We start from the raw sequence: 26,927 nt of genomic DNA, 5'->3' as shown, positions 1-26,927 counted from the left end.
GGAGAAATTAAGGAAAAGTAAAAATACCCTTGAAGGGAGAGAGTTTCTTGCTGGACTTGAATAACTTTGACCGCATCCGCATTGGTCTGGCTTCCCCGGAACAAATTCTCAAGTGGTCCCATGGAGAAGTAAAGAAACCTGAAACCATTAACTACAGGACATTAAAGCCTGAACGAGACGGTTTATTTTGTGAGCGCATTTTCGGTCCCACCAGGGACTGGGAATGTCATTGCGGGAAATACAAGCGTGTCCGGTATAAAGGGGTTGTTTGTGACCGGTGTGGAGTGGAGGTCACCCGTTCCAAAGTGCGCCGGGAGCGGCTGGGCCATATAAAATTGGCTGCCCCCGTTTCCCACATATGGTACTTTAAGGGTATTCCCAGCCGTATGGGCCTGCTGTTGGATATGTCCCCACGGGCACTGGAGAAGGTATTATATTTTGTTTCTTATATTGTAACTGATCCGGGCGATACCCCCCTGATAAAAAAACAGCTGTTAACTGAAAATGAATACCGGGAATATAGGGAAAAATACGGGAATTCTTTCAAGGCCGGCATGGGAGCGGAAGCCATTAAAGAATTGCTGGCGGAAATAGACCTGCATGAAATGTACAAGGAGCTGCGGCAGGAATTAAAGGAAGTCAGCGGCCAGCGAAGGATTAGGACCATAAGGCGACTGGAAGTGGTGGAGGCCTTTATAAAAAGCGGGAATCGCCCTGAATGGATGATTTTAGATGTAATTCCAGTGATCCCCCCTGAACTGCGTCCCATGGTTCAATTGGATGGCGGGCGTTTTGCTACTTCCGATTTAAATGATCTTTATCGCCGGGTTATTAACCGCAATAACCGGCTGAAGAGGCTTTTGGATCTGGGAGCCCCGGATATAATTGTTCGCAACGAAAAGAGGATGTTGCAGGAAGCGGTGGATGCACTCATCGATAACGGGCGGCGGGGCCGCCCCGTTACCGGTTCGGGGAACCGCCCCTTAAAGTCTTTAAGTGATATGTTAAAGGGCAAACAGGGCCGGTTCCGCCAAAATTTACTGGGTAAGCGGGTGGATTATTCCGGCCGGTCGGTAATTGTTGTGGGCCCCCACCTTAAACTTCACCAGTGCGGGCTGCCCAAGGAGATGGCCCTGGAACTGTTCAAGCCTTTTGTAATGAAGAAACTTGTAAATGAAGGGTACGCCCACAACATCAAGAGCGCCAAGCGCATGGTGGAGAGGATAAAACCCGAGGTATGGGATGTTCTTGAAGATGTTATCCGTGAACACCCGGTACTTCTTAACCGCGCGCCCACCCTTCACCGGCTGGGCATTCAGGCCTTTGAGCCGGTACTGGTTGAGGGGCGGGCAATTCAAATCCACCCCATGGTTTGTACCGCCTATAATGCCGACTTTGACGGCGACCAGATGGCGGTGCACGTGCCCCTTTCTGCGGAGGCGCAGGCCGAGGCGCGGCTTTTAATGCTTTCGTCCCATAACATATTGAATCCGAAGGACGGCAGGCCGGTAGCCATACCGACCCAAGATATGGTGTTGGGATGTTATTACTTGACTATGGAAAAGAAAGGTGTCAAAGGAGAGGGTAAGTACTTCAAGGATGATAGTGAGGCGATAATGGCCTATGAAAACAAGGTAGTGGAGTTGCACGCGCGGGTCAAGGTGCGCCAGCCGGACGGGCAGCTGCTGGAAACCACTGTGGGAAGGATTATTTTTAACCAGGTTTTGCCCAAGGAATTAAGATTCTTTAACGATGTGGCGGATAAAAAGGCCCTGAGCAAGATTGTAGATCAATGTTACCGGAAACTGGGATACGCGGCTACCAGCGTTCTCCTGGACGGGATAAAATTTGTCGGCTTCCGCTATGCCACTCAGGCCGGCGTTACCATAGGCGTTTCCGATATTAAAATTCCGGAGAAAAAGAAAGAACTCCTGGCCGAGGCCGAGGCCCAGGTGGAAAAAGTTGAAAACCAATTCCGGCGGGGCTTGATTACTGAAGAAGAACGGTATCGCAAGGTTACGGGGATTTGGAGGAAAACCACCGAGGATGTTACCAAAGCTCTGGTGGAAACTTTGGATAAGTTCAATCCGGTTTACATGATGGCTAATTCCGGGGCCCGCGGTAATATCCAGCAAATTCGGCAGTTGGCCGGCATGCGGGGCCTTATGGCCGATCCGTCCGGGCGGATTATTGACTTGCCCATCAAAGCCAATTTCCGCGAGGGCCTTACTGTTTTGGAATACTTTATTTCCACCCACGGTGCCCGTAAAGGTCTCGCTGATACCGCGTTACGCACAGCGGATTCGGGATATCTCACCCGGCGCCTGGTGGATGTGTCCCAGGATGTTATTGTGCGGGAAGAAGATTGCGGTACCGATGAAGGTATTGAGGTAACGGAAATCAGAGATGGCACAGAGGTTATAGAAAAGTTTGAGGACCGTATAATTGGCCGGGTGGCGCTGGAGGATATAGTTCACCCGGAAACCGGGGAAGTTTTGGTTAAGAAAGATGAAGAAATTAAAGAAGACGATGCGGCAAGGATTATTGAAGCAGGCATCAAGAGCGTTAAAATCCGCTCGGTATTCACCTGCCGCACGCGCTCCGGTGTTTGTATAAAATGTTATGGCAGAAATTTGGCCACCGGCAGCCTGGTGGATATAGGCGAGGCGGTGGGAATTATAGCCGCTCAGTCCATTGGTGAGCCGGGAACCCAGCTTACCATGCGCACATTCCATACCGGTGGAGTTGCCGGAGAAGATATCACCCAGGGCCTGCCCCGGGTAGAAGAGCTTTTCGAGGCCCGCAAGCCGAAGGGGCAGGCAATAATCACGGAAAAAGAAGGAAAAGTTCAAATCAGGGAAGTTAAAGGGCGCCGTGAGGTAGAAGTGGTGGGGGATGACGGTGAGTCGGTTGCCTACCAGATCCCCTACGGTGCACGCCTTAAAGTTGCAGACGGAGATAGGGTAACTATGGGCCAGGAACTGACAGAGGGCTCTATAAATCCCCATGACCTTTTGAGAATCCTGGGCCCCCGGAAAGTTCAGGTATATCTTCTCCAAGAGGTACAGAAAGTTTACAAGATGCAGGGCGTGGACATTAACGACAAACATATTGAAGTAATGATCAGGCAAATGATGCGCAAGAAAAGGGTGGAAGACCCCGGCGATACCACACTGCTTCCCGGCAGCCTGGTTGATAAATTTGAATTTGAAAAGGAAAATGAGCGAGTCCGGGCCCGGGGCGGGCAAGAGGCCAAAGGAACAGATGTGCTTCTTGGTATAACCAAGGCATCCCTGGCCACGGATTCCTTCCTGTCCGCGGCTTCGTTCCAGGAAACCACCAGGGTGTTAACTGAGGCCGCCATAAAGGGTAAATTGGACCCGCTGCTGGGTTTGAAGGAAAATGTGATTATCGGCAAACTGATACCGGCAGGTACGGGAATGAGCAGGTACCGTTCGATAGAATTAACAAAAAACGATGAACAGGTATCGCCGGAAGAGAGTGCTAAAGAGGAAACCAGTGTTACCGCTTTGCCGGGCGGCAAGATTGGTGTGCCTGCCCAGCCGGGCGGTGTGGAAGCAAACTCTGACTTGCGCCAGAAGCAAACTTCATAAACCGCCTGTCACCCGCCGGGAAGTTATTTATTCACCCGGCGGGTGTAAAATTTATCCTTTCATCAAACAAAAGGAGGAGCGGTTTAAAATATATTGACAAATTCCTTATGCCGGTGATATCATTAACAAGTGCGTGTGTAGATTAAGTGTCCGCTTGTGTAGTTCTGTGTATAAGGTCATGGGAATAAAATTTCCTGTTTAACAAAAAATTTTCATTGTGGAGGCCGCCATGTCTTATAAGAAGTTGCGCAATGCAAAGAAGACTACGGTGGGGGCCAAACAAACCTTAAAGGCAGTGCAAAGAAATGAGGCCAGGATTGTATTTTTGGCTGAAGATGCGGAGAGGCGCATAACCGATCCCGTAAAACAGGCCTGCCTTGAGAAAGGTATCCCGGTGGAAACCGTTAAGTCCATGAAGGAGCTAGGCAAAGCCTGTGGTATTGGGGTAGGGTGTTCCGCCGCAGCGTTGTTGGAAGAGTAAAATGACATAATTGGAAAATTTTCCCCCAAAAAGGAGGTGTGCTTGTTGCCTACCATCCACCAGTTAATCCGCAAGGGCAGAAAGGCAGCAGTAAAGAAGTCGGACGCGCCGGCCCTTAAGGGTTCTCCCCAAAAACGGGGTGTATGTACCAGGGTTTATACAACCACGCCTAAAAAACCAAATTCCGCCCTGCGCAAGGTGGCCAGGGTAAGATTAACTAATGGGATAGAGGTTACAGCCTATATTCCGGGGATTGGTCATAATTTGCAAGAGCACTCGGTGGTTTTGGTACGGGGTGGCCGGGTTAAGGACTTGCCGGGGGTAAGGTACCATGTGGTACGCGGTGCCCTGGATTGTGCCGGTGTTCAGAACCGGAACCGCGGTCGCTCCAAATACGGCACAAAACGTCCGAAAAAATAGGTGACTTTCAGAAATTAACTCAGGAAAGGGGGGGGGTTCATGCCTAGAAGAGGACCTGTACCCAAGCGTGAGGTTCCTCCGGATCCGGTTTATGACAGCACCCTTGTTACCAAGCTAATAAATAAAGTAATGAAAGATGGCAAGAAAAGTATCGCGGAAAAGATTTGTTACGGAGCCTTTGATGTTATCAGGGAAAAGACTGGAAAAGATCCGCTGGAAGTATTGGAGCAGGCAATGCAGAATGTTATGCCGGTGCTGGAAGTTAAGGCCCGCCGGGTAGGTGGCGCCAACTACCAGGTTCCCGTGGAAGTTCGGCCGGACCGCAGGCAGACACTGGCTATCCGCTGGCTGGTTCAATATGCCCGGGAGCGCACCGGAAAGAGTATGCGTGAAAAATTGGCTGAGGAAATTATGGATGCCGCCAATAATACCGGTGGAGCTGTTAAAAAGAAAGAAGATACACATAAAATGGCAGAAGCTAATAAGGCTTTTGCCCACTACAGGTGGTAATAAAGGGGGGTCTTCATGGCGCGCCAGTATCCGCTCCAAAAAACACGCAATATAGGAATCATGGCTCATATCGACGCCGGTAAGACCACCACCACCGAACGCATTTTGTTTTACACCGGTAGAGTGCATAAGATGGGTGAAGTGCATGATGGTGCGGCAACCATGGACTGGATGGTCCAGGAACAGGAACGGGGAATTACCATAACCTCGGCCGCTACCACATGCCAATGGCGGGGTTATTGTATCAATATTATTGACACGCCAGGGCACGTGGATTTTACGGTGGAAGTAGAGCGCTCCCTTAGAGTGCTTGATGGTGCGGTTGCCATATTCTGTGCCGTTGGCGGGGTGGAGCCCCAGTCTGAAACGGTATGGCGGCAGGCCGATAAATATGGAGTGCCGCGTATTGCTTATGTAAATAAAATGGATCGCGTGGGAGCAGATTTTTACCGTGTTATTGAGATGATTAAGAAGCGCCTGGGTGCAAACCCGGTGGCTGTTCAGTTACCCATTGGCAGCGAGGAAAATTTCCGGGGATTGGTGGACCTGGTTCATAACAAGGCAATTTTATACCTCGATGATCTGGGTAAGGAATACAAGGAAGTTGATATCCCGGAGGATATGGTGGAAATAGCTGCTAAATATCGGGATATCCTTTTGGAAAATGTTGCTGAAACTGACGATGAGTTGATGATGAAGTATCTGGAAGGCGAGGAGCTTACGCCGGAAGAAATAAAAAGAGGAATTCGCAAGGCCACCATAGCCGTGCAAATGATTCCGGTTTTATGCGGGTCTTCCTTTAAAAATAAAGGTGTTCAGCCTCTCCTGGATGCTATTGTTGATTACTTGCCGGCTCCCACCGATATTGCTTCGGTTCAGGGCATTAATCCCGAGACGGGGGAAGAAGATTGTCGTATTGCCAGCGATGACAGTCCCTTTTCTGCACTGGCTTTTAAAATAATGACCGACCCTTATGTGGGGCGCCTGACCTTTTTCCGTGTTTATTCCGGAACACTGAAGGCAGGGTCACACGTTTATAATTCCGCCAAAGGTAGGCGGGAGCGGTTGGGCCGCATTCTGCGCATGCATGCCAACCACCGGGAAGAAATAGATGAGGTTTACGCCGGTGATATAGCAGCTGCCATAGGCTTGAAATTCACCGGCACCGGGGATACCCTTTGCAGTGAAAACGAGCCGATAATTCTTGAGTCCATGGAATTTCCGGAACCGGTTATATCCGTCGCCATAGAGCCCAAGACCAAGGCCGATCACGATAAAATGACAATTGCCCTGCAGAAGTTGGGTGAAGAAGACCCCACATTCAAGGTCAATGTGGACGAAGAAACCGGCCAAACCATAATCAGCGGTATGGGCGAGTTGCACCTGGAAGTTATTGTTGACCGCTTATTCCGGGAATTCAAGGTGGAAGCCAATGTCGGCCGTCCCCAGGTGGCTTATAAGGAAACCATTCGCCAAAAGGCGAGGGGCGAAGGGAAGTTTGTGCGTCAGACCGGTGGTCGGGGGCAATACGGGCATGCGGTTATTGAGTTGGAACCCCGGGAGCCGGGAAGCGGCTACGAGTTTGTTAATAGCATCGTTGGCGGAGTTATTCCAAAGGAATTTATACCCGCCGTGGATATGGGAGTGCGGGAGGCCATGGAAAACGGCATCCTTGCCGGTTACCCCGTGATTGATGTCCGGGTGAACCTGATTGACGGCTCCTACCACGATGTTGACTCATCGGAAATGGCCTTCAAGATTGCGGGCAGTATGGCGTTTCGTGATGCTGCAAAGAAGGCTAAGCCCGTTCTTTTGGAGCCCATCATGAAGATTGAAGTAGTGGTACATGAAGAATACATGGGGGATGTTATCGGTGATATCAATGCCCGGCGGGGGCGGATTGAGGAAATGGAGCCCAGGGGTAATACCCAAGTTATTCACGGCTACGTTCCTTTGGCTGAAATGTTTGGCTATGCCACTGAACTTCGTTCCCGCACCCAGGGCAGGGGTACTTATACCATGCAGTTCAGCCATTATGAAGAAGTGCCGCAAAACATTGCCCAAAATATAATTTCTAAAAGTTAATAAATACACCAATTTAGGAGGAGAAGGAGGAAAATCAGATGGCCAAAGAAAAGTTTGAGCGTACGAAACCCCACGTAAATGTTGGAACCATAGGTCACGTTGACCACGGCAAGACCACCCTTACGGCGGCAATCACCTTGTGCCTGTCCAAAGAAGGTAGGACTCAGGTTAAAAAGTACGATGAAATTGACAACGCTCCGGAAGAAAAAGAGCGCGGCATCACCATTAACACCGCCCACGTGGAATATGAGACTGCAAAGAGGCACTATGCGCACGTAGACTGTCCGGGGCACGCCGACTACGTAAAGAACATGATTACCGGGGCGGCCCAGATGGACGGTTCCATACTGGTGGTATCGGCTGCAGACGGTCCCATGCCCCAGACCCGGGAGCACATCTTGCTGGCCAGGCAAGTAGGAGTGCCATACATAGTGGTATACCTGAACAAAGTTGACCAGGTGGACGACCCGGAGCTATTGGAACTGGTAGAGATGGAAGTGAGGGAACTTTTGAGCACATATGAATTTCCCGGAGACGACGTGCCGGTAATCAGCGGTTCCGCCCTTAAGGCGCTGGAGTGCGGCTGCGGCAAGCGGGACTGCGAGTGGTGCAAGAGCATTTGGGAACTTATGGACGCAGTGGACGAATATATACCCACCCCGGAGCGGGATGTTGACAAACCCTTCCTCATGCCGGTGGAAGACGTATTCAGCATAACCGGCCGGGGCACCGTGGCCACGGGGCGTGTAGAGAGGGGAACCATCACCACCGGCGAAGAAGTAGAGATAGTAGGTCTTATGGATAAGCCGCGCAAGACAGTGGTAACCGGAGTAGAAATGTTCCGCAAAGTACTGGACCGCGGGGAAGCGGGAGACAACATTGGCTGCCTTTTGCGCGGCGTGGAGCGGAAAGAAATAGAGCGCGGGCAAGTTTTGGCAAAGCCCGGCACCATTAAGCCGCACACCAAATTCCACGCCGAGGTATACGTGCTGACCAAGGACGAGGGCGGCCGGCACACTCCCTTCTTTAACGGCTATCGCCCGCAGTTTTATTTCCGCACCACCGATGTAACGGGGACGGTAAGGCTGCCGGAAGGGACGGAAATGGTAATGCCCGGGGATAACGTTGAGATGGACATTGAACTGATTACTCCCATTGCCATTGAAGAAGGACTGCGCTTTGCTATCCGTGAAGGCGGGCGTACCGTAGGTGCCGGTGTAGTTACCAGGATAATTGAATAATACCGGGCAGGTAATATTCCGCCTAAAGGGACGTTTCTTTAGGTGGGAGTATGTTATCCCCGGTTATTGCCGGCGGGCAGGCTTCCCATAAGTTTCAGGGACAGCCTGCCCGCGAAGGCTCGAAAGGAGGTCGGTTTTGATGAAAAGCCAAAAAATTCGTATCCGGCTCAAGGCTTATGACCATAAAATGCTGGATCAGTCGGCGCAAAAAATCGTTGAAACAGCCAGGCGGACCGGTTCCAAAGTGGCCGGGCCCATACCCCTGCCCACGGAAAAGAATATCTATACTATTTTACGGTCTCCCCATGTTAATAAGGACTCCCGGGAGCAATTTGAAATGAGGACTCATAAGCGCTTGATTGATATAGAAGAACCCACGTCAAAGACTGTGGATGCCCTTATGCGGCTTGATCTCCCCGCAGGAGTTGATATAGAGATTAAACTTTAGCCGGCACTTGGCCATGCTCGTAAATTCGCTGTAAAAATAAATGAGGGCGAACCGCTGGCAAAAATCTGCCCGGTAGGCAGCCGGGCGGAATAGGTGCAGGAGGTGCAGTACTAAATGCCAAAAGGTATTCTCGGGAAAAAAGTGGGCATGACCCAAATATTTACTGATACCGGGGAAGCAGTCCCCGTTACCGTTATAGAGGCCGGTCCCTGTGTGGTTGTGCAAAAAAAGACGCCTGAGGTTGACGGGTACAGTGCCATTCAGATTGGGTACGGCGAAAAGCGGGAGCGTCTTTTCAACAAGCCACTTAAAGGACATTTTGCCAGGGCCAACGTCAAGCCAACGAGGTTTTTAAGGGAAATTAGGGTAGAGGATGTAGATTCCTACGAGATTGGCCAGGAGATTAAGGCAGACATCTTCGCTGTCGGTGACAGGGTGGATGTGACAGGTACTTCCAAGGGCAAGGGTTTTGCAGGCGGGATTAAGCGCCACGGCTTCCGCCGCGGTCCAATGTCTCACGGGTCCAAGTATCACCGCAGGCCGGGCGCCGCAGCGGCAAAGGGGCCTGGAAGAGTGTTCAAAGGCCGGAAGATGCCCGGGCATCTTGGGGGAGAGCGTGTCACCGTCCAGAACCTGGAAGTAGTGAAGGTTGATGCAGAAAAGAACTTACTGGCCGTCAAGGGTGCCGTTCCGGGGCCCAGGGGCGGGTTGGTATTAATCAAAGATAGCGTTAAGGCCAAGTAACGTGGCGGCGAAAGGAGGAATTAAACATGCCTAAGGTTGCTTTATATAATATGGCCGGCGAACAGGTGGGCGAAATTGACCTGCGTGACGATGTTTTTGGCGTGCCTGTTCACCGCCAGGTCCTGCATGATGCAGTTGTATGTCATTTAGCCAGGCGCCGCCGGGGAACCCATGACACTAAAACCAGGGGTGAAGTAAGGGGCGGCGGCAGGAAGCCATGGCGCCAGAAGGGTACCGGTCGGGCAAGGCATGGGAGCATACGCTCGCCCATCTGGCGCGGAGGCGGTGTGGTTTTCGGGCCCCACCCCAGGGATTATGGCTACAAGTTACCCAAGAAAGTGCGCAGGCTGGCATTAAAGTCCGCTCTTTCTTCCAAAGTACAGTCGGGTGAAATAAAGGTGCTGGACAAATTAACCTTAGAAAAGCCGAAAACCAAGGAAATGATAAATATACTTAAAAATCTGGATATTGACAACAAAGCGCTGGTTGTCACTGCCGGGCAAGATCAAAACGTATATAAATCGGCCCGTAATATCCCGGGGGTGAAATCCCTTCCTGCCGGCAGCCTGAATGTTTATGACGTCCTGGCCTTTGGGACACTGGTTATCACCAGGGATGCGGTGAACATGGTGGAGGAGGTGCTGGCCCGATGAACGCCCGGGATATTATTAAAAAGCCGGTGATTACCGAAAAAAGTATGCGCTTAATGGAAGATAACAAGTATACTTTTATCGTGGATAAGAGGGCCAACAAGCCGGAGATTCGCAAGGCCGTGGAAGAGCTTTTCAATGTTAAGGTTAAAAAGGTTAACACCATGCGTGTTAAGGGAAAAACAAAAAGGGTCCGCAATACCGTTGGGAGGACGCCGGAAGTTAAAAAAGCCATTGTCACTTTACAAGAGGGAGATAAAATAGAGCTTTTTGAAGGCATGTAAAACATTCGTGAAGATGCGCCGGATTAAAAGGAGGGAAACAGGTGGGAATCAAAAAGTTTAAGCCGACTTCTCCCGGACGCAGGTTTGTTACCGTCTCCACCTTCGAGGAGATTACTTCCACCAAGCCGGAAAAATCTCTGACCGTGCCTTTGAAAAAAAAGGCGGGGCGTAATAACCAGGGGCGGCTGACCGTCCGGCACAGGGGCGGCGGGCACAAGCGCAAGTACCGCATAATTGATTTTAAAAGAGATAAGGACGGAATTCCGGCCAGGGTTGCCACGATAGAATATGACCCCAACCGGTCGGCCCGTATTGCCCTGCTTCATTATGTCGACGGTGAAAAAAGATATATTCTGGCGCCTCTTGGCTTAAAGGTCGGCCAGGAAGTGATTTCCGGGCCGGATGCGGACATTAAGGTGGGTAACGCCCTGCCGCTGCGCAATATTCCCGTCGGCACCATGATTCATAACATTGAACTTTATCCGGGCGCAGGCGGGCAGCTGGTAAGGGCTGCGGGAACCGCCGCTCAGCTGTTGGCCAAGGAAGGCAGGTATGCCCACGTTAGAATGCCTTCTGGTGAAGTGCGCCTGATTTTACAGGACTGCCGGGCCACCATAGGGCAGGTTGGCAATGTGGAGCATGAAAATATCACCATAGGTAAGGCCGGCCGCTCCCGCTGGCTGGGAAGACGGCCAACGGTTCGCGGTGTTGTCATGAACCCGGTGGATCACCCGCACGGCGGCGGTGAAGGTAAATCACCCATCGGAAGAAATCCCGTAACGCCCTGGGGTAAGCCGGCACTGGGAGTAAAAACGCGGAAGAAGAAGCCCAGCGATAAATTTATTATCAAGAGACGCAAGTAATTTTTTATTACTATAAGAGCGTGTATGCATTGATTTTCAGCTGAAAGGAGGTAGGCATGTGGGACGTTCACTTAAGAAAGGGCCCTATTGCGATCCTAAATTGCTCAAGAAAATTCAGGAAATGAATAAAACCGGTAAGAAAAGGGTTATAAAAACCTGGTCCCGGCGTTCCACAATTTTTCCGGAAATGGTCGGCCATACCATTGCGGTTCACGACGGGCGTAAGCACGTTCCGGTATATATAACTGAGGAGATGATCGGGCACAAATTGGGTGAATTTGCACCTACCAGAACGTTCAGGGGCCACGGTGCCCACACTGAGAGGTCGACGGCACTAAAGTAAAAGAAGTCAGTGTGAGATAGGGGGGCAAAAAGCAATGGAGGCAAAAGCAGTAGCCAGGTATATCCGTATTTCACCCCGGAAGGTACGGCAGGTGGTCGACCTTATTCGGGGTAAAGACGTGGACGAAGCCCTTGCCATCCTCCGGTTTATTCCTAAGCGCGCGTCAATCCCCGTGGCCAAAGTGATAAAGTCGGCGGCGGCCAATGCGGAGCACAACTACGATATGAACAGAGATAACCTTTATGTGGCCAAAGCCTATGTGGACCAGGGACCCACCTTGAAGCGCTGGCAGGCCAGGGGTATGGGACGCGCAGATATAGTACGCAGCCGGACCAGTCACATAACCGTCATAGTTAAGGAGAGAGAGGAGGACTAATGTGGGTCAGAAGGTCAATCCCAAGGGGCTGCGCCTCGGTATTATAAAAGACTGGGATGCCAAGTGGTATGCCGATAAGAAAAATTTTGCCAAATTTTTGCTGGAAGACCATAAAATCCGTAAACATATTAAAAATACATTTTATAGTGCCGGTATTTCCCGGGTGCAAATTGAGCGGGCGGCCAACAGAATAAAAGTTACCATCCATACCGCCAAGCCCGGAATTGTTATTGGTCGCGGCGGTGCCGAAGTAGAGGCCCTGCGCAAGAGATTGGAAGGGATGACCGGCAAGCAGGTAAACGTAAACATTGTGGAAGTTAAGGTGCCTGAACTTGATGCCCAGCTGGTGGCAGAGAATATTGCCTCACAGTTGGAAAGAAGGGTTGCTTTCCGCCGGGCCATGAAGCAGGCTGTCGGCCGGGCCATGAAAATGGGAGCAAAGGGCATCAGGGTTGCCTGTTCCGGGCGCCTTGCCGGGGCGGAAATTGCCCGCACTGAATGGTACAGTGAAGGTAAAGTACCCCTTCATACCCTCAGGGCGGATATTGATTACGGATTTGCGGAGGCGGACACCACTTACGGAAAAATTGGCGTTAAAGTTTGGATATATAAGGGAGAAGTTTTACCGGAAGCTAAAGTCGCCACTGGCGAAGGAGGCGAATAGGCTATGCTCGTACCGAAAAGGGTGAAATACCGTAAGCAGCGTCGTGGGCCTAATGTTCGCGGAAAGGCCAAGGGCGGAACTGAGGTGCATTTTGGGGAATATGGACTGCAGGCCCTGGAGGCAAGCTGGATCACCAACCGCCAGATTGAGGCCGCCCGTATTGCCATAACCCGTTACATCAAAAGAGGGGGCAAGGTATGGATTCGCATTTTCCCCGACAAGCCCATAACTAAGAAGCCGGCGGAAACCCGTATGGGAAAAGGTAAGGGCACGCCGGAATGGTGGGTGGCCGTAGTTAAGCCGGGCCGCATAATGTTTGAAGTAGCCGGAGTGCCTGAAGAAGAAGCCCGGGAGGCATTAAGATTGGCCAGCCATAAGTTACCGATTAAGACCAAGTTTGTTAAGCGCACGGAAGTAGGTGAGGTACGTGAAGGCTAAAGAATTGCGGCAACTCACTGACGATGAACTGGTAAGAAAAATACGTGATTTAAAGGATGAATTGTTTAGGTTGAGATTTCAGGCAGCAACCGGGCAACTGGACAATCCCATGAGACTGAAAGAGGTTCGCCGCAGTATTGCCAGGGCTAAAACCATTCTCAGAGAACGGGAATTAAAGTTAAATAAAGTTAAAAGTTAAAATGAGTAATTCATTGAAAGGGGGGCAATGGGCAGGTGGCGGAACGAAATCAGCGTAAGGTCCGTATCGGAAGAGTAGTCAGCGATAAAATGGATAAAACCGTGGTTGTGGCCGTTGAAACTTTCAAAAGACATAAATTATACGGCCGGGCCGTGCGATATACCAAGAAATTTAAGGCACACGATGAAAATAACCAGTGCCGGGTCGGCGATAAGGTTAGGATTATGGAAACCCGGCCTCTTTCCAAGGAGAAAAGGTGGAGAGTGACGGAAATTCTGGAGAGGGCCGAAGAAAGTTAACTGGCCGCCGGCTGAAGGTATGCATGTAAAGGAGGTTGTCATATGATTCAGGTGCAATCGGTGCTTAATGTTGCCGACAACACCGGTGCCCGCAAGCTAATGTGCATCCGCGTACTTGGTGGTGCAAAGCGCCGTTATGCCAGCCTGGGAGACGTCATAGTAGCATCTGTAAAGGAAGCCACGCCCGGCGGCGTTGTTTCAAAAGGCGATGTAGTTAAGGCCGTTGTGGTACGTACCAAGAAAGAAGTCAGGCGCGAGGACGGCTCTTATATAAAGTTTGATGAAAACGCTGCTGTCATAATTAAAGATGATAACAGCCCGCGGGGCACCCGTATTTTTGGCCCGGTGGGCAGGGAATTAAGGGACCGGGACTTCATGAAAATTATATCCCTGGCCCCGGAAGTTTTATAAAAGCTGGCCGAAAGTTTCGCTTGGGCCGGAGTAAGGCCTGAGGGCCGCAGTAAGGAGGTGTGCTGAAATGACCAGGCCGAAGGTGCATGTGCGTAAAGGCGACATAGTTCAGGTGATGAGGGGAAAGGACGCAGGAAAAAAGGGTAAAGTCCTTGAGGTGCAGCCGAAGCGCAACCGGGTAATCGTGGAAAATGTAAATAAGGTCAAGCGCCATACAAGGCCTACTCAAAGTGCGCCCCAGGGCGGTATTATAGAAAAAGAAGCCCCGATACACGCTTCCAACGTGTTGTTGGTTTGCGGGAAATGCAACAGACCTACCAGGCTGGGCAAGCGCTTTTTGGAAGACGGAAAAAAAGTTCGTTATTGCAAAAAATGCGGTGAAGTTGTTGATTAGCAGCGGCGGAAAGGAGGGAATGACAGGTGCCCAGGCTTAAGGATAAATATAAAAATGAAATTGTAAAGGCCATGATGGATAAATTTGGCTATAAAAATATCATGGAGGTACCCCGGCTGGAAAAGGTAGTTATAAATATGGGTGTTGGTGAGGCCACTCAAAATACAAAGGCCATCGATGCTGCCGTTGAAGACCTTATGGCTATTACGGGACAGCGCCCGGTGGTTACCAAGGCCAAGAAATCCATTGCCGGCTTTAAGCTTCGCGCGGGGATGAAAATTGGCTGCAAAGTTACCCTGCGGGGCGATAGAATGTGGGAATTCGTGGACCGCTTTATTAATGTGGCGCTGCCCAGGGTGCGGGATTTCCGGGGAATATCCCCCAAGTCCTTTGACGGCCGCGGCAATTATAACCTGGGTATTAGAGAACAGCTGATTTTTCCTGAAATTGATTATGACAAAATAGATAAAGTCAGGGGAATGGATATTAACTTTGTAACCACTGCCAAAACCGATGAAGAGGCCAGGGAGTTGTTGCGCTTGCTGGGGATGCCCTTTAGGGCAGCCTGAGTAATGTAACGGGGTTTAATTTCATAAAAAGGAGGGGTGCCGGTGGCCAGAAAAGCCTTGATTGAAAAGGCCAAGCGGCCTCAAAAGTTCAAGGTTCGCCAATATAATCGCTGCAAATTGTGCGGCCGCCCGCGGGCTTATATGCGCAAGTTTGGAGTATGCCGTATATGTTTCCGTGAGCTGGCATACCGCGGAGAAATTCCCGGCCTGAGAAAGGCAAGTTGGTAAAGAGGAAGGGGGATACGTTGCATGATGACCGATCCTATTGCCGATTTCCTCACCCGCATTCGTAATGGAAATATGGTTTATCACAGTGTAGTGGAGGCGCCGGCCTCGAAAATAAAAAAGGCCATTGCCGAGATTTTAAAGCAGGAAGGTTACATTAAGGATTATGAATATATCGAAGACGGCAAACAGGGTATCCTGCGTATTTATATGAAGTACGGAGAAGGTAAAGAGCGGGTGATTACCGGCATCAAGCGCATTTCCAAACCGGGTCTCAGGGTATATGCGAAGAAGGATTCCATTCCTAGAGTGCTTGGTGGCCTGGGCATTGCCATACTTTCCACATCCCGTGGCATTATGACCGATAAGCAGGCCCGCAAGGAGGGCGTGGGCGGCGAGGTAATCTGTTACGTGTGGTAATCCAGGCGCAGGAGGGATTGTTATGAGTAGAATAGGAAAACTACCCGTGCCTATACCGGACGGTGTGGATGTCCAGTTGGGTGATGATAACCATATTAAGGTAAAAGGGCCAAAGGGTGAGCTGGAACGCCAGTTGCACCAGGATATGATAATTAAAATAGAGGACGGTAAAGTGATTGTCCAGCGCCCGTCCGATAGCAAAAAACACAAGTCACTGCACGGGTTAACCAGAACTCTTATTAAAAATATGATTGAGGGAGTAACTCAGGGCTTTCAAAAAAGTTTGGAGTTAGAGGGTGTTGGTTACCGCGCCACCAAGCAAGGACAAAAGCTGGTACTGGCAGTTGGCTATTCACATCCTGTGGAGATTGTCCCCCCCAAAGGCCTGGAGATTGAAGTGCCGTCTCCCAATAAAATTATTGTTAAGGGTATAGACAAGGAAAAGGTCGGTGCCCTTGCCGCCGATATCAGGGCGGTGCGTGAGCCTGAGCCTTACAAGGGCAAGGGTATTAGATATGAAGGCGAATACATTCGCCGTAAGGTTGGTAAGGCCGGCGCTTAATTAACAGTTTTCGGGGGAAAAGGAGTGAGCCGAAATGATTAAAAAGCCTAGCCGAAATGAATTGCGCAAAAAGCGTCACCGGAGGATACGGAATAAAATACATGGAACCAAGGAAAGGCCTCGCCTGAATGTTTACCGGAGCTTGAATCATATTTATGCCCAGGTCATTGATGATGATGAAGGGGTTACTTTGGCTGCTGCTTCCACCTTATCCCCGGAGTTAAAAGGAAAGCTAGCCCGTGGCGGTAATGTCGAGGCGGCCGCGGCAGTGGGAGAATTAATTGCCAAAAAGGCCCTGGAAAAGGGCATTAAAAAAGTGGTTTTTGACCGGGCCGGCTATCTTTATCACGGGCGAGTCAAGGCCTTAGCCGATGCGGCAAGGGAAAACGGCCTGGAGTTTTAATAAGTATTTTAGGAAGGAGGGAAACGGTGTCAAAAATGGATGCAGGTAAAGGCGAGTTTTCCGAAAAGGTAGTGTTCATCAATCGCGTGGCTAAAGTGGTTAAAGGTGGCCGCAGGTTCAGTTTTTCCGCCCTGGTGGTTGTGGGTGACGGGAACGGCCGTGTCGGTGCCGGCACCGGAAAAGCCCAGGAAGTTCCCGAAGCAATTCGTAAAGCCATTGAAGATGCGAAAAAGAATTTAATAAAAGTGCCCCTGGCAGGAACCACTCTGCCCCATGAAATTGTGGGTAAATTTGGTGCCGGCAAAGTGTTATTAAAACCGGCAGCTCCCGGTACTGGTGTCATTGCCGGCGGCCCGGTAAGGGCGATTCTTGAGCTGGCCGGCGTGCGGGATATTTTAACCAAGTCACTGGGGTCAAATAATCCCTTTAATATGGTGAACGCTACCTTAGATGGCCTCAAGAAACTTAAAACACCGGAAGAGGTGGCCCGGCTGAGAGGTAAATCGGTGGAAGAATTGCTCGGTTAGGAGGGAAGGCTGTGGCCAAGTTGAAAATTACCCTGGTTCGTAGTTGTATCGGCAGACCTAAAGATCAAAGAGCTACCGTAAGGGCTTTAGGATTGAAGAAAGTGAACAGTACGGTAATACAGGAGGATAACCCGCAAATCAGAGGAATGATCAACAAGGTGTCCCATTTGGTTAAGGTAGAGGAAGCATAAGGAGGTGTCACCGTGAAGCTGCATGAATTGAAGCCTAATCCCGGGGCGAGGAGAAAACCCACCCGTAAAGGACGGGGCCCGGGCTCCGGTCTGGGGAAAACCGCCGGAAGGGGGCACAAGGGGCAGAATGCCCGCAGCGGTGGTGGAGTGCGGCCCGGTTTCGAAGGCGGCCAAATGCCTCTGGTGCGCAGGCTGCCGAAGCGGGGTTTCTCCAATGCTCCCTTTAAAAAAGAAATTGTAGCAGTCAACGTGGAACGTCTAAATAAATTTGATGACGGTACCGAAGTGACCCCGGAAATCCTTAAAGAACATAAGATTATCAAAAAGATTGGCGACGGGGTAAAAATTTTAGGTGACGGCAAACTGGAGAAGTCGTTAACTGTAAAGGCGCACGCCTTTACCAAATCGGCGGTGGAAAAGATTGAAGCTGCCGGCGGTAAAGCAGAGGTGATTTAAGTGCTGGACAGCTTACAGGGCGCCCTCAAGGTTTCGGAATTGCGCTCAAAAATTTTATTCACCTTGCTTATGATTTTTATTTTCCGGGTTGGCGCCCATATTCCCGTTCCCGGTGTGGATGTGGAAGCCTTCAGGCAACTCCTTGGCTCAGGGGTTTTCTTCAGTTTTTTTAATGTGATTTCCGGGGGAGCCTTTAAGAGTTTCTCCGTTTTTGCAATGAGCATAATCCCGTATATTAATGCTTCCATTATTATGCAATTGTTAACAGTAGTTATTCCCCATTTGGAGCGCCTTTCCAAGGAAGGGGAAGAAGGCCGCAAGAAGATTACCCAGTACACCCGTTATTTTACCGTTATCTTGGCCTTTTTACAGGCCATAGGAATGACCGTTATTATAGGCAGGTACGGGGTGCTGAACAACCCCGGTACAGTTTCTTACCTGGTAGTTGCCATTACGCTTACCGCCGGCACGGCTTTTTTGATGTGGTTAGGGGAGCAAATAACCGACAAGGGTATCGGAAACGGGATTTCGTTACTAATTTTTGCCGGAATCGTCAGCCGTCTTCCTGCAGGAGTCAATAACTTAGCCCTGCAGCTCCAAGCAGGCACCATCAATATATTTAGTGTACTGCTCCTGGTTATTATTGGGATTGTTATTATTGCGGCAGTTGTTGCCGTGCACCAGGGGCAGCGGCGTATTCCGGTGCAATACGCAAAGAGGGTGGTTGGCCGCCGGGTTTACGGAGGGCAGACCACTCACCTGCCCCTTAAGGTAAACCAGGCAGGCGTTATTCCTGTAATTTTTGCCTCGTCGATACTGCTTTTCCCTAATCAGATAGCATCATGGTTTCAGGGTTCGGCCATTGCCGACTGGTGGCTCAGGCTATTCTCCTGGGGTAAACCCTTGCATACCATATTGTACGCATTACTGATTATCGGATTTACCTACTTCTATACTGCAGTAATCATGAACCCCGTGGATGTGGCCGACAATATAAAGAAATACGGCGGGTTTATACCCGGTATCAGGCCGGGCCGTCCTACGGCAGAGTTTATTGCCAGAATAATGAACAGGATAACCCTGGCCGGGGCTGTATTTCTTGCACTGATTGCCATACTGCCTAATTTTGTATTGCTGATCACTAAGATTCCAAACGTATACTTTGGCGGTACAGCACTCCTGATTGTGGTGGGAGTGGCTCTGGATACTATGAAGCAAATTGAATCCCACCTCCTGATGCGGAGTTACCAGGGTTTCATTAAATAATGAGACTGGAGTGCCGGGTTAATGATAATTTGTAAATCCGAGCAGGAGCTTAGTTACATGAGGGAGGCCGGCAAAATAGTAGCCGGAGCTCTTGCTGCAGTGGCGAAGGCAGTGGATGTGGGAGTTACTACCGGAGAACTGGACAGGATTGCCGAGGAATATATTTTGTCCCGGGGGGCAAGGCCTGCTTTTAAGGGGCTGTACGGGTTCCCCGCTACCATCTGCGCGTCTGTTAACGAGCAGGTGGTACACGGTATCCCGGGTTTAAGAAAGTTAAAAAGTGGGGATATTATCAGTATTGATGTTGGTGCGGAAATAAATGGATATTTTGGAGACTGTGCGGTAACATTGCCGGTAGGAGAAGTTGACCCGGAGACGCAAAGACTCTTACAAGTTACCGAACAGGCTCTGTACGAGGGAATAAAGAAAGCTGTTGAAGGAAACAGGTTGTCCGATATATCCCATGCCATTCAAACCTACGTAGAAAGTCACGGTTTTTCAGTGGTAAGGGATTATGTGGGGCATGGCATTGGCAGGAGTATGCATGAGGAGCCACAGGTGCCCAACTTCGGTAGGCCGGGGCGGGGCCCCAGGTTAAAGGTTGGTATGACACTGGCCATAGAACCTATGGTAAATATGGGTACCTATCAGGTGCGCACTTTGCCGGATAATTGGACGGTAGTTACCAAAGATAATTCCAAGTCGGCTCATTTCGAACATACCATAGGTATAACCAAAAACGGGCCGGAAATCTTTACGCGACTTTAAATTACGGGTAATCACGGAGGTGTATTGCCCGGTGAAAAAAAATCTTATTCCCGGGCAATTAGTTCAGTCCATTGCAGGAAGGGACAATGGCAAATATTTTCTGGTAATTGAAAGCGGTGAGGGTATAGTTAAAGTGGCCGATGGGAAAATGCGAAAGTTGCAGGCTCCCAAAAAAAAGAATGTAAAGCACCTGAGGAAATATAACTTGGTGGCCAGGGAAATAGCCCAAAAGCTCAATGCTGGTAAAAGGGTAACCAACGAAGAGGTTAGTAAAGCCATTGAGAATCTTGTAGCCGGGCTGGAAGATTAACCATGTTTAAGGGGGTTTCTTTAACCTGATGGCAAAGCAGGATGTTATAGAAGTTGAGGGTACCGTGGTTGAGCCTTTGCCGAATGCCATGTTTCGGGTGGAATTGGATAACGGCCACAAGGTATTGGCCCACGTAAGTGGTAAAATACGCATGAATTTTATCCGTATACTCCCCGGAGACAGGGTATTGGTAGAGTTGTCTCCCTATGATTTGAGCCGGGGCCGCATTGTTTATCGCTATAAATAAAGCGCTACCCGGACTAGCTAAGGAGGGTTTCACTGATGAAGGTAAAGCCTTCGGTAAAGCCCATATGTGAAAAGTGTAAAGTAATTAAGCGTAAGGGAAGAATAATGGTCATTTGCGTGAATCCAAAGCATAAACAAAGGCAGGGGTAATACTGGAGGTGTAAAAGGAAATGGCACGTATTGCTGGGGTTGAACTACCCCGGGATAAGCGAGTGGAAATAGCCCTGACATATATCTACGGTGTGGGGCGCCCGACCTCAAAAAAGATTTTAAGCCAGGTTGGCGTTGACCCCGATACCCGGGTTAAGGATCTCACTGAAGAAGAAATTAACAAACTGCGGGAAACAATTGAAAAGAATTACACCGTTGAAGGCGATCTGCGCAGAGAAGTTGCCATGAATATTAAGCGGCTGATTGAAATTGGCTGCTACAGGGGCCTTAGGCACCGCCGGGGTTTGCCTGTACGGGGACAGCGTACCAAAACCAACGCCCGCACCCGGAAAGGTCCCAGAAAGACGGTCGGTGTACGCAGGAAGAAGTAAGAAAGGAGGGTAAATCTTGGCTCGCAGGAGTGCCAGAACCAGAACCAAAAAGCGTGAGCGTAAAAATATTGAACAGGGTGTGGCCCACATCAAGTCCACCTTTAACAATACAATAATTACCATTACAGATCCCAAGGGCAATACTATATCCTGGGCAAGTGCCGGGGTGGTAGGGTTTAAGGGTTCCAGGAAGAGTACGCCTTTTGCTGCCCAAATGGCGGCTGAGAGGGCGGCTAAAGAGGCCATGGGTCACGGGATGAAGCAGGTTGAGGTTGCGGTAAAGGGGCCCGGCGCCGGCCGTGAGGCGGCTATACGCGCCCTGCAGGCAGCGGGCCTGGAAGTAAGTGTAATCAGGGACGTTACCCCAATACCCCATAATGGTTGCCGCCCGCCAAAGCGGCGTAGAGTTTAAAGGAGGTGCAGTTAAGAAGGTATGGCTAGGGATACGGGTCCTAAGTGCAGAAAATGTCGCCGTGAAGGTATAAAGTTATATTTGAAAGGTGACCGGTGCTATACCAGCAAGTGCGCCATTGATCGCCGAAACTATGCTCCGGGACAGCACGGCATGAGGCGTAAAAAGATTTCCGAATATGGATTGCAGTTAAGGGAAAAGCAAAAGGCCAAGCGTTTTTACGGAGTTTTGGAACGGCAGTTTTCCCGTTACTATGACCGGGCAAGCAGGCAGCCGGGGGTAACCGGTGAGAACCTGCTCCGGCTTTTGGAAAGAAGATTGGACAACGTTGTTTACAGGTTGGGACTGGCCACTTCCCGCGCTGAGGCGCGCCAGTTGGTTCGGCACGGCCATTTTATGGTGAACGGGCGTAAAACCAACATTCCTTCCTATTTGGTAAAGGTGGGCGATGAAATAGCCGTTAAGGAGCGGAGCAAAGAGTCTCCCCGCTTTAAGGAATTGATGGAGCGGGCGGCTGAAAAAACTCCACCGGCCTGGCTGGAATATGACCCTGAGGAGGTCAAAGGGCGGGTTTTAGCCTTTCCTACCCGGGAACAGATAGATGCTCCCGTACAGGAGCACCTCATCGTGGAGCTGTATTCCAAGTAACGGGGTAAGGAACCCATTCCGGCCCAAGGAGGGGATTACCTTAATATGCTTGAAATTGAAAAACCTAAAATTGAAGTTGTGGAAATCAATGAAAAAGGAGACTATGGCAAGTTTGTGGTTGAGCCTTTAGAGCGGGGTTATGGCATAACCCTGGGTAATTCTCTGCGCAGAATTTTACTGTCATCCCTTCCAGGGGCTGCCGTAACTTCAGTTAAAATAGACGGGGTTTTACATGAGTTTTCTACCATTCCCGGTGTGAGGGAGGATGTAACAGATATAATTCTTAATTTAAAGAACCTTTCCCTCAAGATGCATACCGATGAGGAAAAAACCCTGCGTATAGAGGCCAGCGGTGAAAAAACCGTAACCGCAGCCGATATTATAGCCGATGCTGACGTGGAAATCCTTAACCCGGATTTAGTCATAGCCACCCTGGAGGAAAACGGGCGCCTGTCCATGGAAATGCAGGTTGGTAAAGGCCGTGGTTATGTTCCCGCAGAAAAAAATAAAAGAGGAGATCATGTCATAGGGGTGATACCAGTGGATTCCGTATTCACCCCTGTGATCAAAGTTAATTACCAGGTTGAGCACACCAGGGTGGGCCAGCGCACCGATTACGACAAGCTGACCTTGGAAGTATGGACGGACGGGAGTATCCGGCCGGATGAGGCAGTAAGTTTGAGTGCCCATATTATGTCCGAACACCTGCAGCTCTTTATTGGCCTTACTGAAAACACCGGCGATATGGAGATAATGGTGGAAAAGGAAGAAGAACAGAAGGATAAGCTCTTGGAGATGACTATAGAGGAATTGGACCTGAGCGTAAGATCGTATAACTGCTTGAAGCGTGCAGGTATCAATACGGTAGGAGAGCTTATCCAGCGCAATGAAGAGGATATGATGAAAGTTCGCAATCTGGGGAAGAAATCCCTGGAGGAAGTTGTCAATAAGCTGGCCGAACTGGGGTTGTCTCTGCGCAAAGATGATGAGTAAAAGGAGGGGTGGCCATGGGCTATAGAAAATTGGGGCGAACATCCAGTCACAGGAAAGCAATGTTACGCAACCTGGTAACTTCCCTATTTAAAGACGAACGGATTGAAACCACGGAAGCCCGGGCTAAGGAAGTAAAGAGCATTGCCGATAAAATGATTACCCTGGCCAAACGGGGTGATTTGGCAGCACGGCGGCAGGTACTTCAGTATATATATGACGAAGATGTTGTGCGCAAGCTTTTTAATACCGTAGGACCCAAATACATGGACCGTCCCGGTGGGTATACCCGTATTATAAAATTGGGACATCGCCGGGGTGACGCGGCAAAAATGGCCATTTTGGAGCTTGTATAATCACTTAAGGGAAATCCCCCGGGGATTTCCTCTTTGATATCAGGCCTAACAGCCGGAGAGTGCATACCTTGTGGACGGAAGGGAAAAAGATAAGCCTTATATTTGCATACGAAATCTTTATTATGCTTACGGGAGTAACCATAACTTGCGCCCGGCCCTGCAGGGACTATCCGCGGATATTTTTGCCGGCGATTTTGTGGCCGTTATTGGTCCCAACGGGTCGGGGAAATCAACACTGGCACGCCATTTAAATGCCATGTTGGTACCCACAGCGGGGAAAGTATGGGTGGATAATCTGGATACCTCCCTGCCGGAAAATATTTGGGAAATTCGCCGCCGGGTCGGAATGGTTTTTCAAAATCCGGATAACCAGGCTGTGGCGGCAACGGTGGAAGAGGATGTTGCCTTTGGGCCGGAAAATCTAGGCCTCCATCCGGAGGAAGTACGGATGCGAGTTGCAGAGTCCCTGGCCTGGGTGGGGTTGGAGGATATGGTACACCGCCCACCCCATGCCCTTTCCGGGGGGCAAAAACAACTTCTGGCCATTGCCGGTATTCTGGCCATGCGCCCGCGGTGTATTGTCCTGGACGAACCTACGTCCATGCTGGACCCTCAAAGCCGGTATAGAATCATGGACCTGTTAGCCCGGCTTAACCGTGAGGCCGGTATTGCCATTATATTAATAACCCACTTTGTGGAAGAGGCAATTCAGTCCCGCCGGATATGGGTGATGGACAGGGGAGCATTGGTCCTGGAGGGGAATGCGAAAGAGGTTTTTTCCCAATCGAGTTATATCGACAGTCTCGGACTGGAACTCCCTCCTGTGCGGCAATTAACTTCCCGACTGCAGAAGGAAGGACTCTATTTACCCGAAAGCGAAAGTATTTTTTCCATGGGTAAATTAATATCATGCCTTACAAGTATATTGAATTCCAAAAGGTAAGTTATGTGTATAATTTTAGAACCTCCAACCAGGTACAAGCCCTTAAAAACATAGCCTTGGAGATATATAGGGGAGAGTTTGTTTCCGTAGTAGGCGCCTCCGGCAGCGGTAAGTCCACCCTTGCCAAGCATTGTAACGGTATTTTAATCCCTACGGAAGGCAGGGTTATGGTAAACGGCAAGGATACCAGGGAGCGAAAAAAGAGGGCCCGGCTATGGCAGGAAGTTGGCCTGGTACTTCAAAACCCGGAGCAGCAGCTTTTTGAGGCAACTGTATTTGATGATGTAGCTTTTGGCCCCAAAAATTTGCGCATGTCCGGAAAAGAGGTAGAAAAGGCCGTTGCCCGGGCACTGGACTGGGTTGGCCTGGATGTTAAAAAAGTGGGGAGACTACCGCCCTTTGCCCTGAGCGGCGGGGAGAGGCGGCGGGTCGCTATTGCCGGTGTTCTTGCCTTTTCCCCTTCTGTGCTGGTGCTTGATGAGCCGCTGGCAGGGCTGGACCCTTCGGGCAGGAAAATGCTTCTTGAGCACTTATCAGCCCTTCACCGGAAGCAGGGTATTACAGTGATATTAATTACCCACAGTATGGATGATGCTGCAGCTGTATCGGACAGGGTAATTGTGATGGAGCATGGGAGCATTAAAATGCAGGGAAAACCGGAGGAGGTTTTTTCACCATCCCGGGAACTGGGAGAGATTGGCCTGGAAGTCCCCTTTGCCACTAAAGTCATACACCGTTTACAGAGGTTGGGTTATCCCGTACGTGAGGCTTGTACGCTGGAAGGGGCGGTGGCGGAAATATTAAGGATTTACCGTAACCGGCGGAGTGGGCGCCATGCTTGAAGGGCTTTCCCTCGGAAGTTATATTCACGGGGATTCTCTTTTGCATAGTCTGGATCCCCGGACAAAAATAATAGGTGCCCTTTTTTTGATAATTGGTACACTGGTTGCCGGATCCCCCGAGACCTATATAGCTTACAGTTTCACAGGGGTATTGCTGTTTTGGTATTCGGGCTTACCCTGGCGGCAGCTTTTAAAGGATTTTAAGTTTATCAATATATTACTGCTTTTAAGTTTTTTGGTTCAATCCTTTACTATTCCCGGGGAACCGGTATTCAAGGCCGGGGAATTAACTATGACCCTCGAGGGCATTAAATCAGGTGCCGTTACATGTTGGCGCCTGGCGATAATTGCAGTTATAAGTTTTCTTGTTACTTATACTACCACTTCCTTTAATTTAAGTGCAGGGCTGGAAAAATTATTGGCGCCTTTGGAACGGCTATTTGGACTGCCTGTTGGCCAGCTGGCCATGATGATGGGCATGGCCATTAGCTTTATTCCTGTTATGGCAAGGGAAGTCCAATCCGTTATAATAGCCCAGCAGTCCAGAGGGGCGGGATTCGGCGGCCGAAATCCTTTAAGGCAGTTCAGGAATTTATTGCCCCTTTTACTTCCCGTTATCGCCGGCATCCTCAGGCGTGCTGATGAGCTTTCCGAGGCTATGGAGGCCAGGTGTTACAGGCCGGGTGCCAACAGAACCAGAATGAAGGAATTGCACCTTTTGCGCAGGGACTGGGCGGCCCTGGCCGCAAGTTTTACCCTGCTGGCCGGTGTTATTTTAATTGAGTACGGCCCAGCACTCAGCCTGTAACATTTAATCACCTTATAACATTTAAGTGATATTACAAACTGATATGATCTTAAGTGACGTGAATTGATGCCTGAGTACTGGGTAAAATGGGGTGAGCCCCTTGCGAAATATTAAGCTGACCATAGCCTATGACGGGACCAATTACTACGGCTTCCAGGAGCAGAGGGGAACCGGGCTTCCCACCATCCAGGAAGTGCTTGAATCAACCCTCAGCAAAATGGCAGGCAGCCGCATACAGGTATACGGCGCGGGGCGCACCGATTCCGGGGTTCACGCCCGGGGGCAAGTGGTGAATTTTGACTCCAGCAGCTGGCCCATACCTACCGAAAGAATGGTACCGGCCTTAAACGGCGCCCTTCCCAATGATATTGCGGTGCTGGCGGCCGAAGATGTTTCTCCCAATTTTCACGCCCGCTTTTCGGCCCTGGGGAAAACTTACCTTTATGTGGTTTATAACAGCCGTGTGCCTTCACCCTTTGAGTCCCGTTACAGCTATTTTATGCCCCGCCCCCTGGACATTAAAGCCATGCAAAAGGCTGCTTCCTTTTTAGTGGGCACCCATGATTTTAAGGCCTTTCAGGCAGCCAATTCACCGGTAAAGAATACCATACGTACGATCATTCAGAGCAGGGTTTGGCAGGAAGGAAATAAGGTTTTCTTTTCTTTCAGTGGTAACGGGTTCTTATACAATATGGTTCGCATAATGGTAGGTACACTGTTAGAAATTGGGCTGAGAAAAAGGCATCCCTCTGTCATGCCCGAGATTATTGATTCCAAGGACAGAAACGCGGCAGGGCCAACGGTTCCTGCCCGCGGGCTTTTCCTGGAGAGAGTTTATTACAACCAGCTACCGGAATAACGTAGCTTTTTTACCTAATTCTTGACACCGGAAAGTCCATATAATACACTAACCGTGTGGCCTTTTACGGCTGCCGAGCCCCCAGCCGCAAGGGCCGCAGCTTATAGCAACGGGAGGGAA

Annotated in this window: 41 protein-coding genes; all 41 read left to right on the top strand. The window is 50.1% G+C overall.

All coding sequences use genetic code 11. The features are described 5' to 3' along the window. Positions 1-47 precede the first annotated feature (47 nt). The 41 genes from rpoC to truA all read left to right on the top strand — a co-directional run bounded on the left by rpoC (position 48) and on the right by truA (position 26,807). A complete protein-coding gene (gene rpoC / locus ACX4JR_RS15390; RefSeq protein ID WP_476060587.1) occupies positions 48-3,614 on the top strand; it encodes a DNA-directed RNA polymerase subunit beta' in 3,567 nt (1,188 codons plus the stop codon). Positions 3,615-3,843: 229 nt separating this feature from the next. After that, complete coding sequence (locus ACX4JR_RS15385) at positions 3,844-4,095, top strand: ribosomal L7Ae/L30e/S12e/Gadd45 family protein (RefSeq protein WP_476058887.1); 252 nt, start codon at positions 3,844-3,846, stop codon at positions 4,093-4,095. Positions 4,096-4,140: 45 nt separating this feature from the next. Next, positions 4,141-4,515 (top strand): 30S ribosomal protein S12, encoded by a 375-nt coding sequence (gene rpsL / locus ACX4JR_RS15380; RefSeq protein ID WP_476058886.1) that lies wholly within the window; start codon positions 4,141-4,143, stop codon positions 4,513-4,515. Positions 4,516-4,554: 39 nt separating this feature from the next. Beyond that, entirely contained in the window at positions 4,555-5,025 is a 471-nt protein-coding gene (gene rpsG, locus ACX4JR_RS15375; protein WP_476058885.1) for a 30S ribosomal protein S7, read from the top strand. Between the two features lie 15 nt (positions 5,026-5,040). Then, complete coding sequence (fusA, locus tag ACX4JR_RS15370; RefSeq protein ID WP_476058884.1) at positions 5,041-7,110, top strand: elongation factor G; 2,070 nt, start codon at positions 5,041-5,043, stop codon at positions 7,108-7,110. Positions 7,111-7,148: 38 nt separating this feature from the next. Further along, the gene (gene tuf / locus ACX4JR_RS15365; RefSeq protein WP_476058883.1) at positions 7,149-8,351 is read left to right on the top strand and encodes an elongation factor Tu; all 1,203 of its coding nucleotides are present in this window, start codon (positions 7,149-7,151) and stop codon (positions 8,349-8,351) included. 139 nt (positions 8,352-8,490) lie between these two features. Further along, entirely contained in the window at positions 8,491-8,799 is a 309-nt protein-coding gene (gene rpsJ / locus ACX4JR_RS15360; RefSeq protein WP_476058882.1) for a 30S ribosomal protein S10, read from the top strand. Between the two features lie 114 nt (positions 8,800-8,913). Beyond that, a complete protein-coding gene (gene rplC, locus ACX4JR_RS15355) occupies positions 8,914-9,543 on the top strand; it encodes a 50S ribosomal protein L3 (RefSeq protein ID WP_476058881.1) in 630 nt (209 codons plus the stop codon). A 26-nt stretch (positions 9,544-9,569) separates the two neighbouring features. Continuing rightward, positions 9,570-10,196 (top strand): 50S ribosomal protein L4, encoded by a 627-nt coding sequence (rplD, locus tag ACX4JR_RS15350; RefSeq protein WP_476058880.1) that lies wholly within the window; start codon positions 9,570-9,572, stop codon positions 10,194-10,196. Continuing rightward, a complete protein-coding gene (rplW, locus tag ACX4JR_RS15345) occupies positions 10,193-10,477 on the top strand; it encodes a 50S ribosomal protein L23 (RefSeq protein ID WP_476058879.1) in 285 nt (94 codons plus the stop codon). Before rplD ends, rplW begins: the two co-directional genes overlap by 4 nt. 41 nt (positions 10,478-10,518) lie before the next feature. Then, entirely contained in the window at positions 10,519-11,340 is an 822-nt protein-coding gene (rplB, locus tag ACX4JR_RS15340; protein ID WP_476058878.1) for a 50S ribosomal protein L2, read from the top strand. Positions 11,341-11,398: 58 nt separating this feature from the next. Beyond that, a complete protein-coding gene (gene rpsS, locus ACX4JR_RS15335; protein ID WP_476058877.1) occupies positions 11,399-11,683 on the top strand; it encodes a 30S ribosomal protein S19 in 285 nt (94 codons plus the stop codon). A gap of 34 nt (positions 11,684-11,717) precedes the next feature. Next, positions 11,718-12,059, top strand: a complete 342-nt coding sequence (rplV, locus tag ACX4JR_RS15330; RefSeq protein ID WP_476058876.1) for a 50S ribosomal protein L22 — start codon at positions 11,718-11,720, stop codon at positions 12,057-12,059. A 1-nt stretch (position 12,060) separates the two neighbouring features. Continuing rightward, positions 12,061-12,723, top strand: coding sequence for a 30S ribosomal protein S3 (gene rpsC, locus ACX4JR_RS15325; RefSeq protein ID WP_476058875.1), 663 nt, complete (start codon positions 12,061-12,063; stop codon positions 12,721-12,723). Positions 12,724-12,726: 3 nt separating this feature from the next. Continuing rightward, positions 12,727-13,161: a 50S ribosomal protein L16 gene (gene rplP / locus ACX4JR_RS15320; RefSeq protein WP_476058874.1), complete on the top strand. Its 435-nt coding sequence runs from the start codon at positions 12,727-12,729 to the stop codon at positions 13,159-13,161. After that, positions 13,151-13,360 (top strand): 50S ribosomal protein L29, encoded by a 210-nt coding sequence (gene rpmC / locus ACX4JR_RS15315; protein ID WP_476058873.1) that lies wholly within the window; start codon positions 13,151-13,153, stop codon positions 13,358-13,360. Before rplP ends, rpmC begins: the two co-directional genes overlap by 11 nt. Before the next feature lie 35 nt (positions 13,361-13,395). Beyond that, positions 13,396-13,659 carry a 30S ribosomal protein S17 gene (gene rpsQ / locus ACX4JR_RS15310; RefSeq protein ID WP_476058872.1) on the top strand — a complete coding sequence of 88 codons (264 nt, stop codon included), beginning with the start codon at positions 13,396-13,398 and terminating at the stop codon, positions 13,657-13,659. A 42-nt stretch (positions 13,660-13,701) separates the two neighbouring features. Further along, complete coding sequence (rplN, locus tag ACX4JR_RS15305; protein WP_476058871.1) at positions 13,702-14,070, top strand: 50S ribosomal protein L14; 369 nt, start codon at positions 13,702-13,704, stop codon at positions 14,068-14,070. A gap of 67 nt (positions 14,071-14,137) precedes the next feature. Continuing rightward, entirely contained in the window at positions 14,138-14,464 is a 327-nt protein-coding gene (gene rplX / locus ACX4JR_RS15300; RefSeq protein WP_476058870.1) for a 50S ribosomal protein L24, read from the top strand. Between the two features lie 26 nt (positions 14,465-14,490). Then, positions 14,491-15,033 carry a 50S ribosomal protein L5 gene (gene rplE / locus ACX4JR_RS15295; RefSeq protein ID WP_476058869.1) on the top strand — a complete coding sequence of 181 codons (543 nt, stop codon included), beginning with the start codon at positions 14,491-14,493 and terminating at the stop codon, positions 15,031-15,033. A 42-nt stretch (positions 15,034-15,075) separates the two neighbouring features. Beyond that, on the top strand, positions 15,076-15,261 hold the full coding sequence (locus ACX4JR_RS15290; protein ID WP_476058868.1) for a type Z 30S ribosomal protein S14: 186 nt from the start codon (positions 15,076-15,078) through the stop codon (positions 15,259-15,261). 21 nt (positions 15,262-15,282) lie between these two features. Then, a complete protein-coding gene (gene rpsH, locus ACX4JR_RS15285) occupies positions 15,283-15,678 on the top strand; it encodes a 30S ribosomal protein S8 (protein ID WP_476058867.1) in 396 nt (131 codons plus the stop codon). Between the two features lie 22 nt (positions 15,679-15,700). Beyond that, positions 15,701-16,240, top strand: coding sequence for a 50S ribosomal protein L6 (gene rplF / locus ACX4JR_RS15280; protein WP_476058866.1), 540 nt, complete (start codon positions 15,701-15,703; stop codon positions 16,238-16,240). 34 nt (positions 16,241-16,274) lie between these two features. Beyond that, positions 16,275-16,643, top strand: coding sequence for a 50S ribosomal protein L18 (rplR, locus tag ACX4JR_RS15275; RefSeq protein WP_476058865.1), 369 nt, complete (start codon positions 16,275-16,277; stop codon positions 16,641-16,643). A gap of 35 nt (positions 16,644-16,678) precedes the next feature. After that, on the top strand, positions 16,679-17,170 hold the full coding sequence (gene rpsE, locus ACX4JR_RS15270; protein WP_476060586.1) for a 30S ribosomal protein S5: 492 nt from the start codon (positions 16,679-16,681) through the stop codon (positions 17,168-17,170). Between the two features lie 11 nt (positions 17,171-17,181). Next, on the top strand, positions 17,182-17,361 hold the full coding sequence (gene rpmD / locus ACX4JR_RS15265) for a 50S ribosomal protein L30 (RefSeq protein WP_476058864.1): 180 nt from the start codon (positions 17,182-17,184) through the stop codon (positions 17,359-17,361). A gap of 12 nt (positions 17,362-17,373) precedes the next feature. Then, positions 17,374-17,817, top strand: a complete 444-nt coding sequence (gene rplO / locus ACX4JR_RS15260; protein WP_476058863.1) for a 50S ribosomal protein L15 — start codon at positions 17,374-17,376, stop codon at positions 17,815-17,817. Continuing rightward, complete coding sequence (gene secY, locus ACX4JR_RS15255; protein ID WP_476058862.1) at positions 17,818-19,083, top strand: preprotein translocase subunit SecY; 1,266 nt, start codon at positions 17,818-17,820, stop codon at positions 19,081-19,083. Positions 19,084-19,104: 21 nt separating this feature from the next. Then, positions 19,105-19,851: a type I methionyl aminopeptidase gene (gene map, locus ACX4JR_RS15250; protein WP_476058861.1), complete on the top strand. Its 747-nt coding sequence runs from the start codon at positions 19,105-19,107 to the stop codon at positions 19,849-19,851. 31 nt (positions 19,852-19,882) lie between these two features. Continuing rightward, positions 19,883-20,161 carry a KOW domain-containing RNA-binding protein gene (locus tag ACX4JR_RS15245; protein ID WP_476058860.1) on the top strand — a complete coding sequence of 93 codons (279 nt, stop codon included), beginning with the start codon at positions 19,883-19,885 and terminating at the stop codon, positions 20,159-20,161. A gap of 28 nt (positions 20,162-20,189) precedes the next feature. Then, positions 20,190-20,408 carry a translation initiation factor IF-1 gene (gene infA, locus ACX4JR_RS15240; protein WP_476058859.1) on the top strand — a complete coding sequence of 73 codons (219 nt, stop codon included), beginning with the start codon at positions 20,190-20,192 and terminating at the stop codon, positions 20,406-20,408. A 35-nt stretch (positions 20,409-20,443) separates the two neighbouring features. After that, entirely contained in the window at positions 20,444-20,557 is a 114-nt protein-coding gene (gene rpmJ / locus ACX4JR_RS15235; RefSeq protein WP_476058858.1) for a 50S ribosomal protein L36, read from the top strand. Between the two features lie 20 nt (positions 20,558-20,577). Next, positions 20,578-20,949 (top strand): 30S ribosomal protein S13, encoded by a 372-nt coding sequence (gene rpsM / locus ACX4JR_RS15230; protein ID WP_476058857.1) that lies wholly within the window; start codon positions 20,578-20,580, stop codon positions 20,947-20,949. Positions 20,950-20,965: 16 nt separating this feature from the next. Next, positions 20,966-21,361: a 30S ribosomal protein S11 gene (rpsK, locus tag ACX4JR_RS15225; protein WP_476058856.1), complete on the top strand. Its 396-nt coding sequence runs from the start codon at positions 20,966-20,968 to the stop codon at positions 21,359-21,361. 21 nt (positions 21,362-21,382) lie between these two features. Then, on the top strand, positions 21,383-22,009 hold the full coding sequence (rpsD, locus tag ACX4JR_RS15220) for a 30S ribosomal protein S4 (RefSeq protein WP_476058855.1): 627 nt from the start codon (positions 21,383-21,385) through the stop codon (positions 22,007-22,009). A gap of 45 nt (positions 22,010-22,054) precedes the next feature. Further along, entirely contained in the window at positions 22,055-23,002 is a 948-nt protein-coding gene (locus ACX4JR_RS15215; protein ID WP_476058854.1) for a DNA-directed RNA polymerase subunit alpha, read from the top strand. A 14-nt stretch (positions 23,003-23,016) separates the two neighbouring features. Beyond that, the gene (rplQ, locus tag ACX4JR_RS15210) at positions 23,017-23,355 is read left to right on the top strand and encodes a 50S ribosomal protein L17 (RefSeq protein ID WP_476058853.1); all 339 of its coding nucleotides are present in this window, start codon (positions 23,017-23,019) and stop codon (positions 23,353-23,355) included. Between the two features lie 70 nt (positions 23,356-23,425). Next, positions 23,426-24,298 carry an energy-coupling factor transporter ATPase gene (locus tag ACX4JR_RS15205; RefSeq protein ID WP_476058852.1) on the top strand — a complete coding sequence of 291 codons (873 nt, stop codon included), beginning with the start codon at positions 23,426-23,428 and terminating at the stop codon, positions 24,296-24,298. Between the two features lie 5 nt (positions 24,299-24,303). After that, complete coding sequence (locus tag ACX4JR_RS15200; RefSeq protein WP_476058851.1) at positions 24,304-25,140, top strand: energy-coupling factor transporter ATPase; 837 nt, start codon at positions 24,304-24,306, stop codon at positions 25,138-25,140. Then, positions 25,133-25,948 carry an energy-coupling factor transporter transmembrane component T family protein gene (locus tag ACX4JR_RS15195; RefSeq protein WP_476058850.1) on the top strand — a complete coding sequence of 272 codons (816 nt, stop codon included), beginning with the start codon at positions 25,133-25,135 and terminating at the stop codon, positions 25,946-25,948. The genes ACX4JR_RS15200 and ACX4JR_RS15195 overlap by 8 nt, the downstream gene beginning before the upstream one ends. A 100-nt stretch (positions 25,949-26,048) precedes the next feature. After that, a complete protein-coding gene (truA, locus tag ACX4JR_RS15190; RefSeq protein ID WP_476058849.1) occupies positions 26,049-26,807 on the top strand; it encodes a tRNA pseudouridine(38-40) synthase TruA in 759 nt (252 codons plus the stop codon). The last annotated feature ends 120 nt before the right edge of the window (positions 26,808-26,927 follow it).

It is taken from the genome of Desulfofundulus sp. JL263-se, assembly GCF_056316025.1.
This window is presented reverse-complemented; position numbering and strand designations above follow the sequence as displayed.

What these genes read in the sequence shown, in the direction of transcription:
- ACX4JR_RS15385 (WP_476058887.1), top strand. Translation starts at nt 3,844, where the DNA reads ATGTCTTATAAGAAGTTGCGCAATGCAAAGAAGACTACGGTGGGGGCC.
- rpsG (WP_476058885.1), top strand. Translation starts at nt 4,555, where the DNA reads ATGCCTAGAAGAGGACCTGTACCCAAGCGTGAGGTTCCTCCGGATCCG.
- fusA (WP_476058884.1), top strand. Translation starts at nt 5,041, where the DNA reads ATGGCGCGCCAGTATCCGCTCCAAAAAACACGCAATATAGGAATCATG.
- tuf (WP_476058883.1), top strand. Translation starts at nt 7,149, where the DNA reads ATGGCCAAAGAAAAGTTTGAGCGTACGAAACCCCACGTAAATGTTGGA.
- rpsJ (WP_476058882.1), top strand. Translation starts at nt 8,491, where the DNA reads ATGAAAAGCCAAAAAATTCGTATCCGGCTCAAGGCTTATGACCATAAA.
- rplC (WP_476058881.1), top strand. Translation starts at nt 8,914, where the DNA reads ATGCCAAAAGGTATTCTCGGGAAAAAAGTGGGCATGACCCAAATATTT.
- rplD (WP_476058880.1), top strand. Translation starts at nt 9,570, where the DNA reads ATGCCTAAGGTTGCTTTATATAATATGGCCGGCGAACAGGTGGGCGAA.
- rplW (WP_476058879.1), top strand. Translation starts at nt 10,193, where the DNA reads ATGAACGCCCGGGATATTATTAAAAAGCCGGTGATTACCGAAAAAAGT.
- rplV (WP_476058876.1), top strand. Translation starts at nt 11,718, where the DNA reads ATGGAGGCAAAAGCAGTAGCCAGGTATATCCGTATTTCACCCCGGAAG.
- rplP (WP_476058874.1), top strand. Translation starts at nt 12,727, where the DNA reads ATGCTCGTACCGAAAAGGGTGAAATACCGTAAGCAGCGTCGTGGGCCT.
- rplN (WP_476058871.1), top strand. Translation starts at nt 13,702, where the DNA reads ATGATTCAGGTGCAATCGGTGCTTAATGTTGCCGACAACACCGGTGCC.
- rplX (WP_476058870.1), top strand. Translation starts at nt 14,138, where the DNA reads ATGACCAGGCCGAAGGTGCATGTGCGTAAAGGCGACATAGTTCAGGTG.
- rpsH (WP_476058867.1), top strand. Translation starts at nt 15,283, where the DNA reads ATGATGACCGATCCTATTGCCGATTTCCTCACCCGCATTCGTAATGGA.
- rplF (WP_476058866.1), top strand. Translation starts at nt 15,701, where the DNA reads ATGAGTAGAATAGGAAAACTACCCGTGCCTATACCGGACGGTGTGGAT.
- rplR (WP_476058865.1), top strand. Translation starts at nt 16,275, where the DNA reads ATGATTAAAAAGCCTAGCCGAAATGAATTGCGCAAAAAGCGTCACCGG.
- rpsE (WP_476060586.1), top strand. Translation starts at nt 16,679, where the DNA reads ATGGATGCAGGTAAAGGCGAGTTTTCCGAAAAGGTAGTGTTCATCAAT.
- map (WP_476058861.1), top strand. Translation starts at nt 19,105, where the DNA reads ATGATAATTTGTAAATCCGAGCAGGAGCTTAGTTACATGAGGGAGGCC.
- infA (WP_476058859.1), top strand. Translation starts at nt 20,190, where the DNA reads ATGGCAAAGCAGGATGTTATAGAAGTTGAGGGTACCGTGGTTGAGCCT.
- rpmJ (WP_476058858.1), top strand. Translation starts at nt 20,444, where the DNA reads ATGAAGGTAAAGCCTTCGGTAAAGCCCATATGTGAAAAGTGTAAAGTA.
- rpsM (WP_476058857.1), top strand. Translation starts at nt 20,578, where the DNA reads ATGGCACGTATTGCTGGGGTTGAACTACCCCGGGATAAGCGAGTGGAA.
- rpsD (WP_476058855.1), top strand. Translation starts at nt 21,383, where the DNA reads ATGGCTAGGGATACGGGTCCTAAGTGCAGAAAATGTCGCCGTGAAGGT.
- ACX4JR_RS15215 (WP_476058854.1), top strand. Translation starts at nt 22,055, where the DNA reads ATGCTTGAAATTGAAAAACCTAAAATTGAAGTTGTGGAAATCAATGAA.
- rplQ (WP_476058853.1), top strand. Translation starts at nt 23,017, where the DNA reads ATGGGCTATAGAAAATTGGGGCGAACATCCAGTCACAGGAAAGCAATG.
- ACX4JR_RS15195 (WP_476058850.1), top strand. Translation starts at nt 25,133, where the DNA reads ATGCTTGAAGGGCTTTCCCTCGGAAGTTATATTCACGGGGATTCTCTT.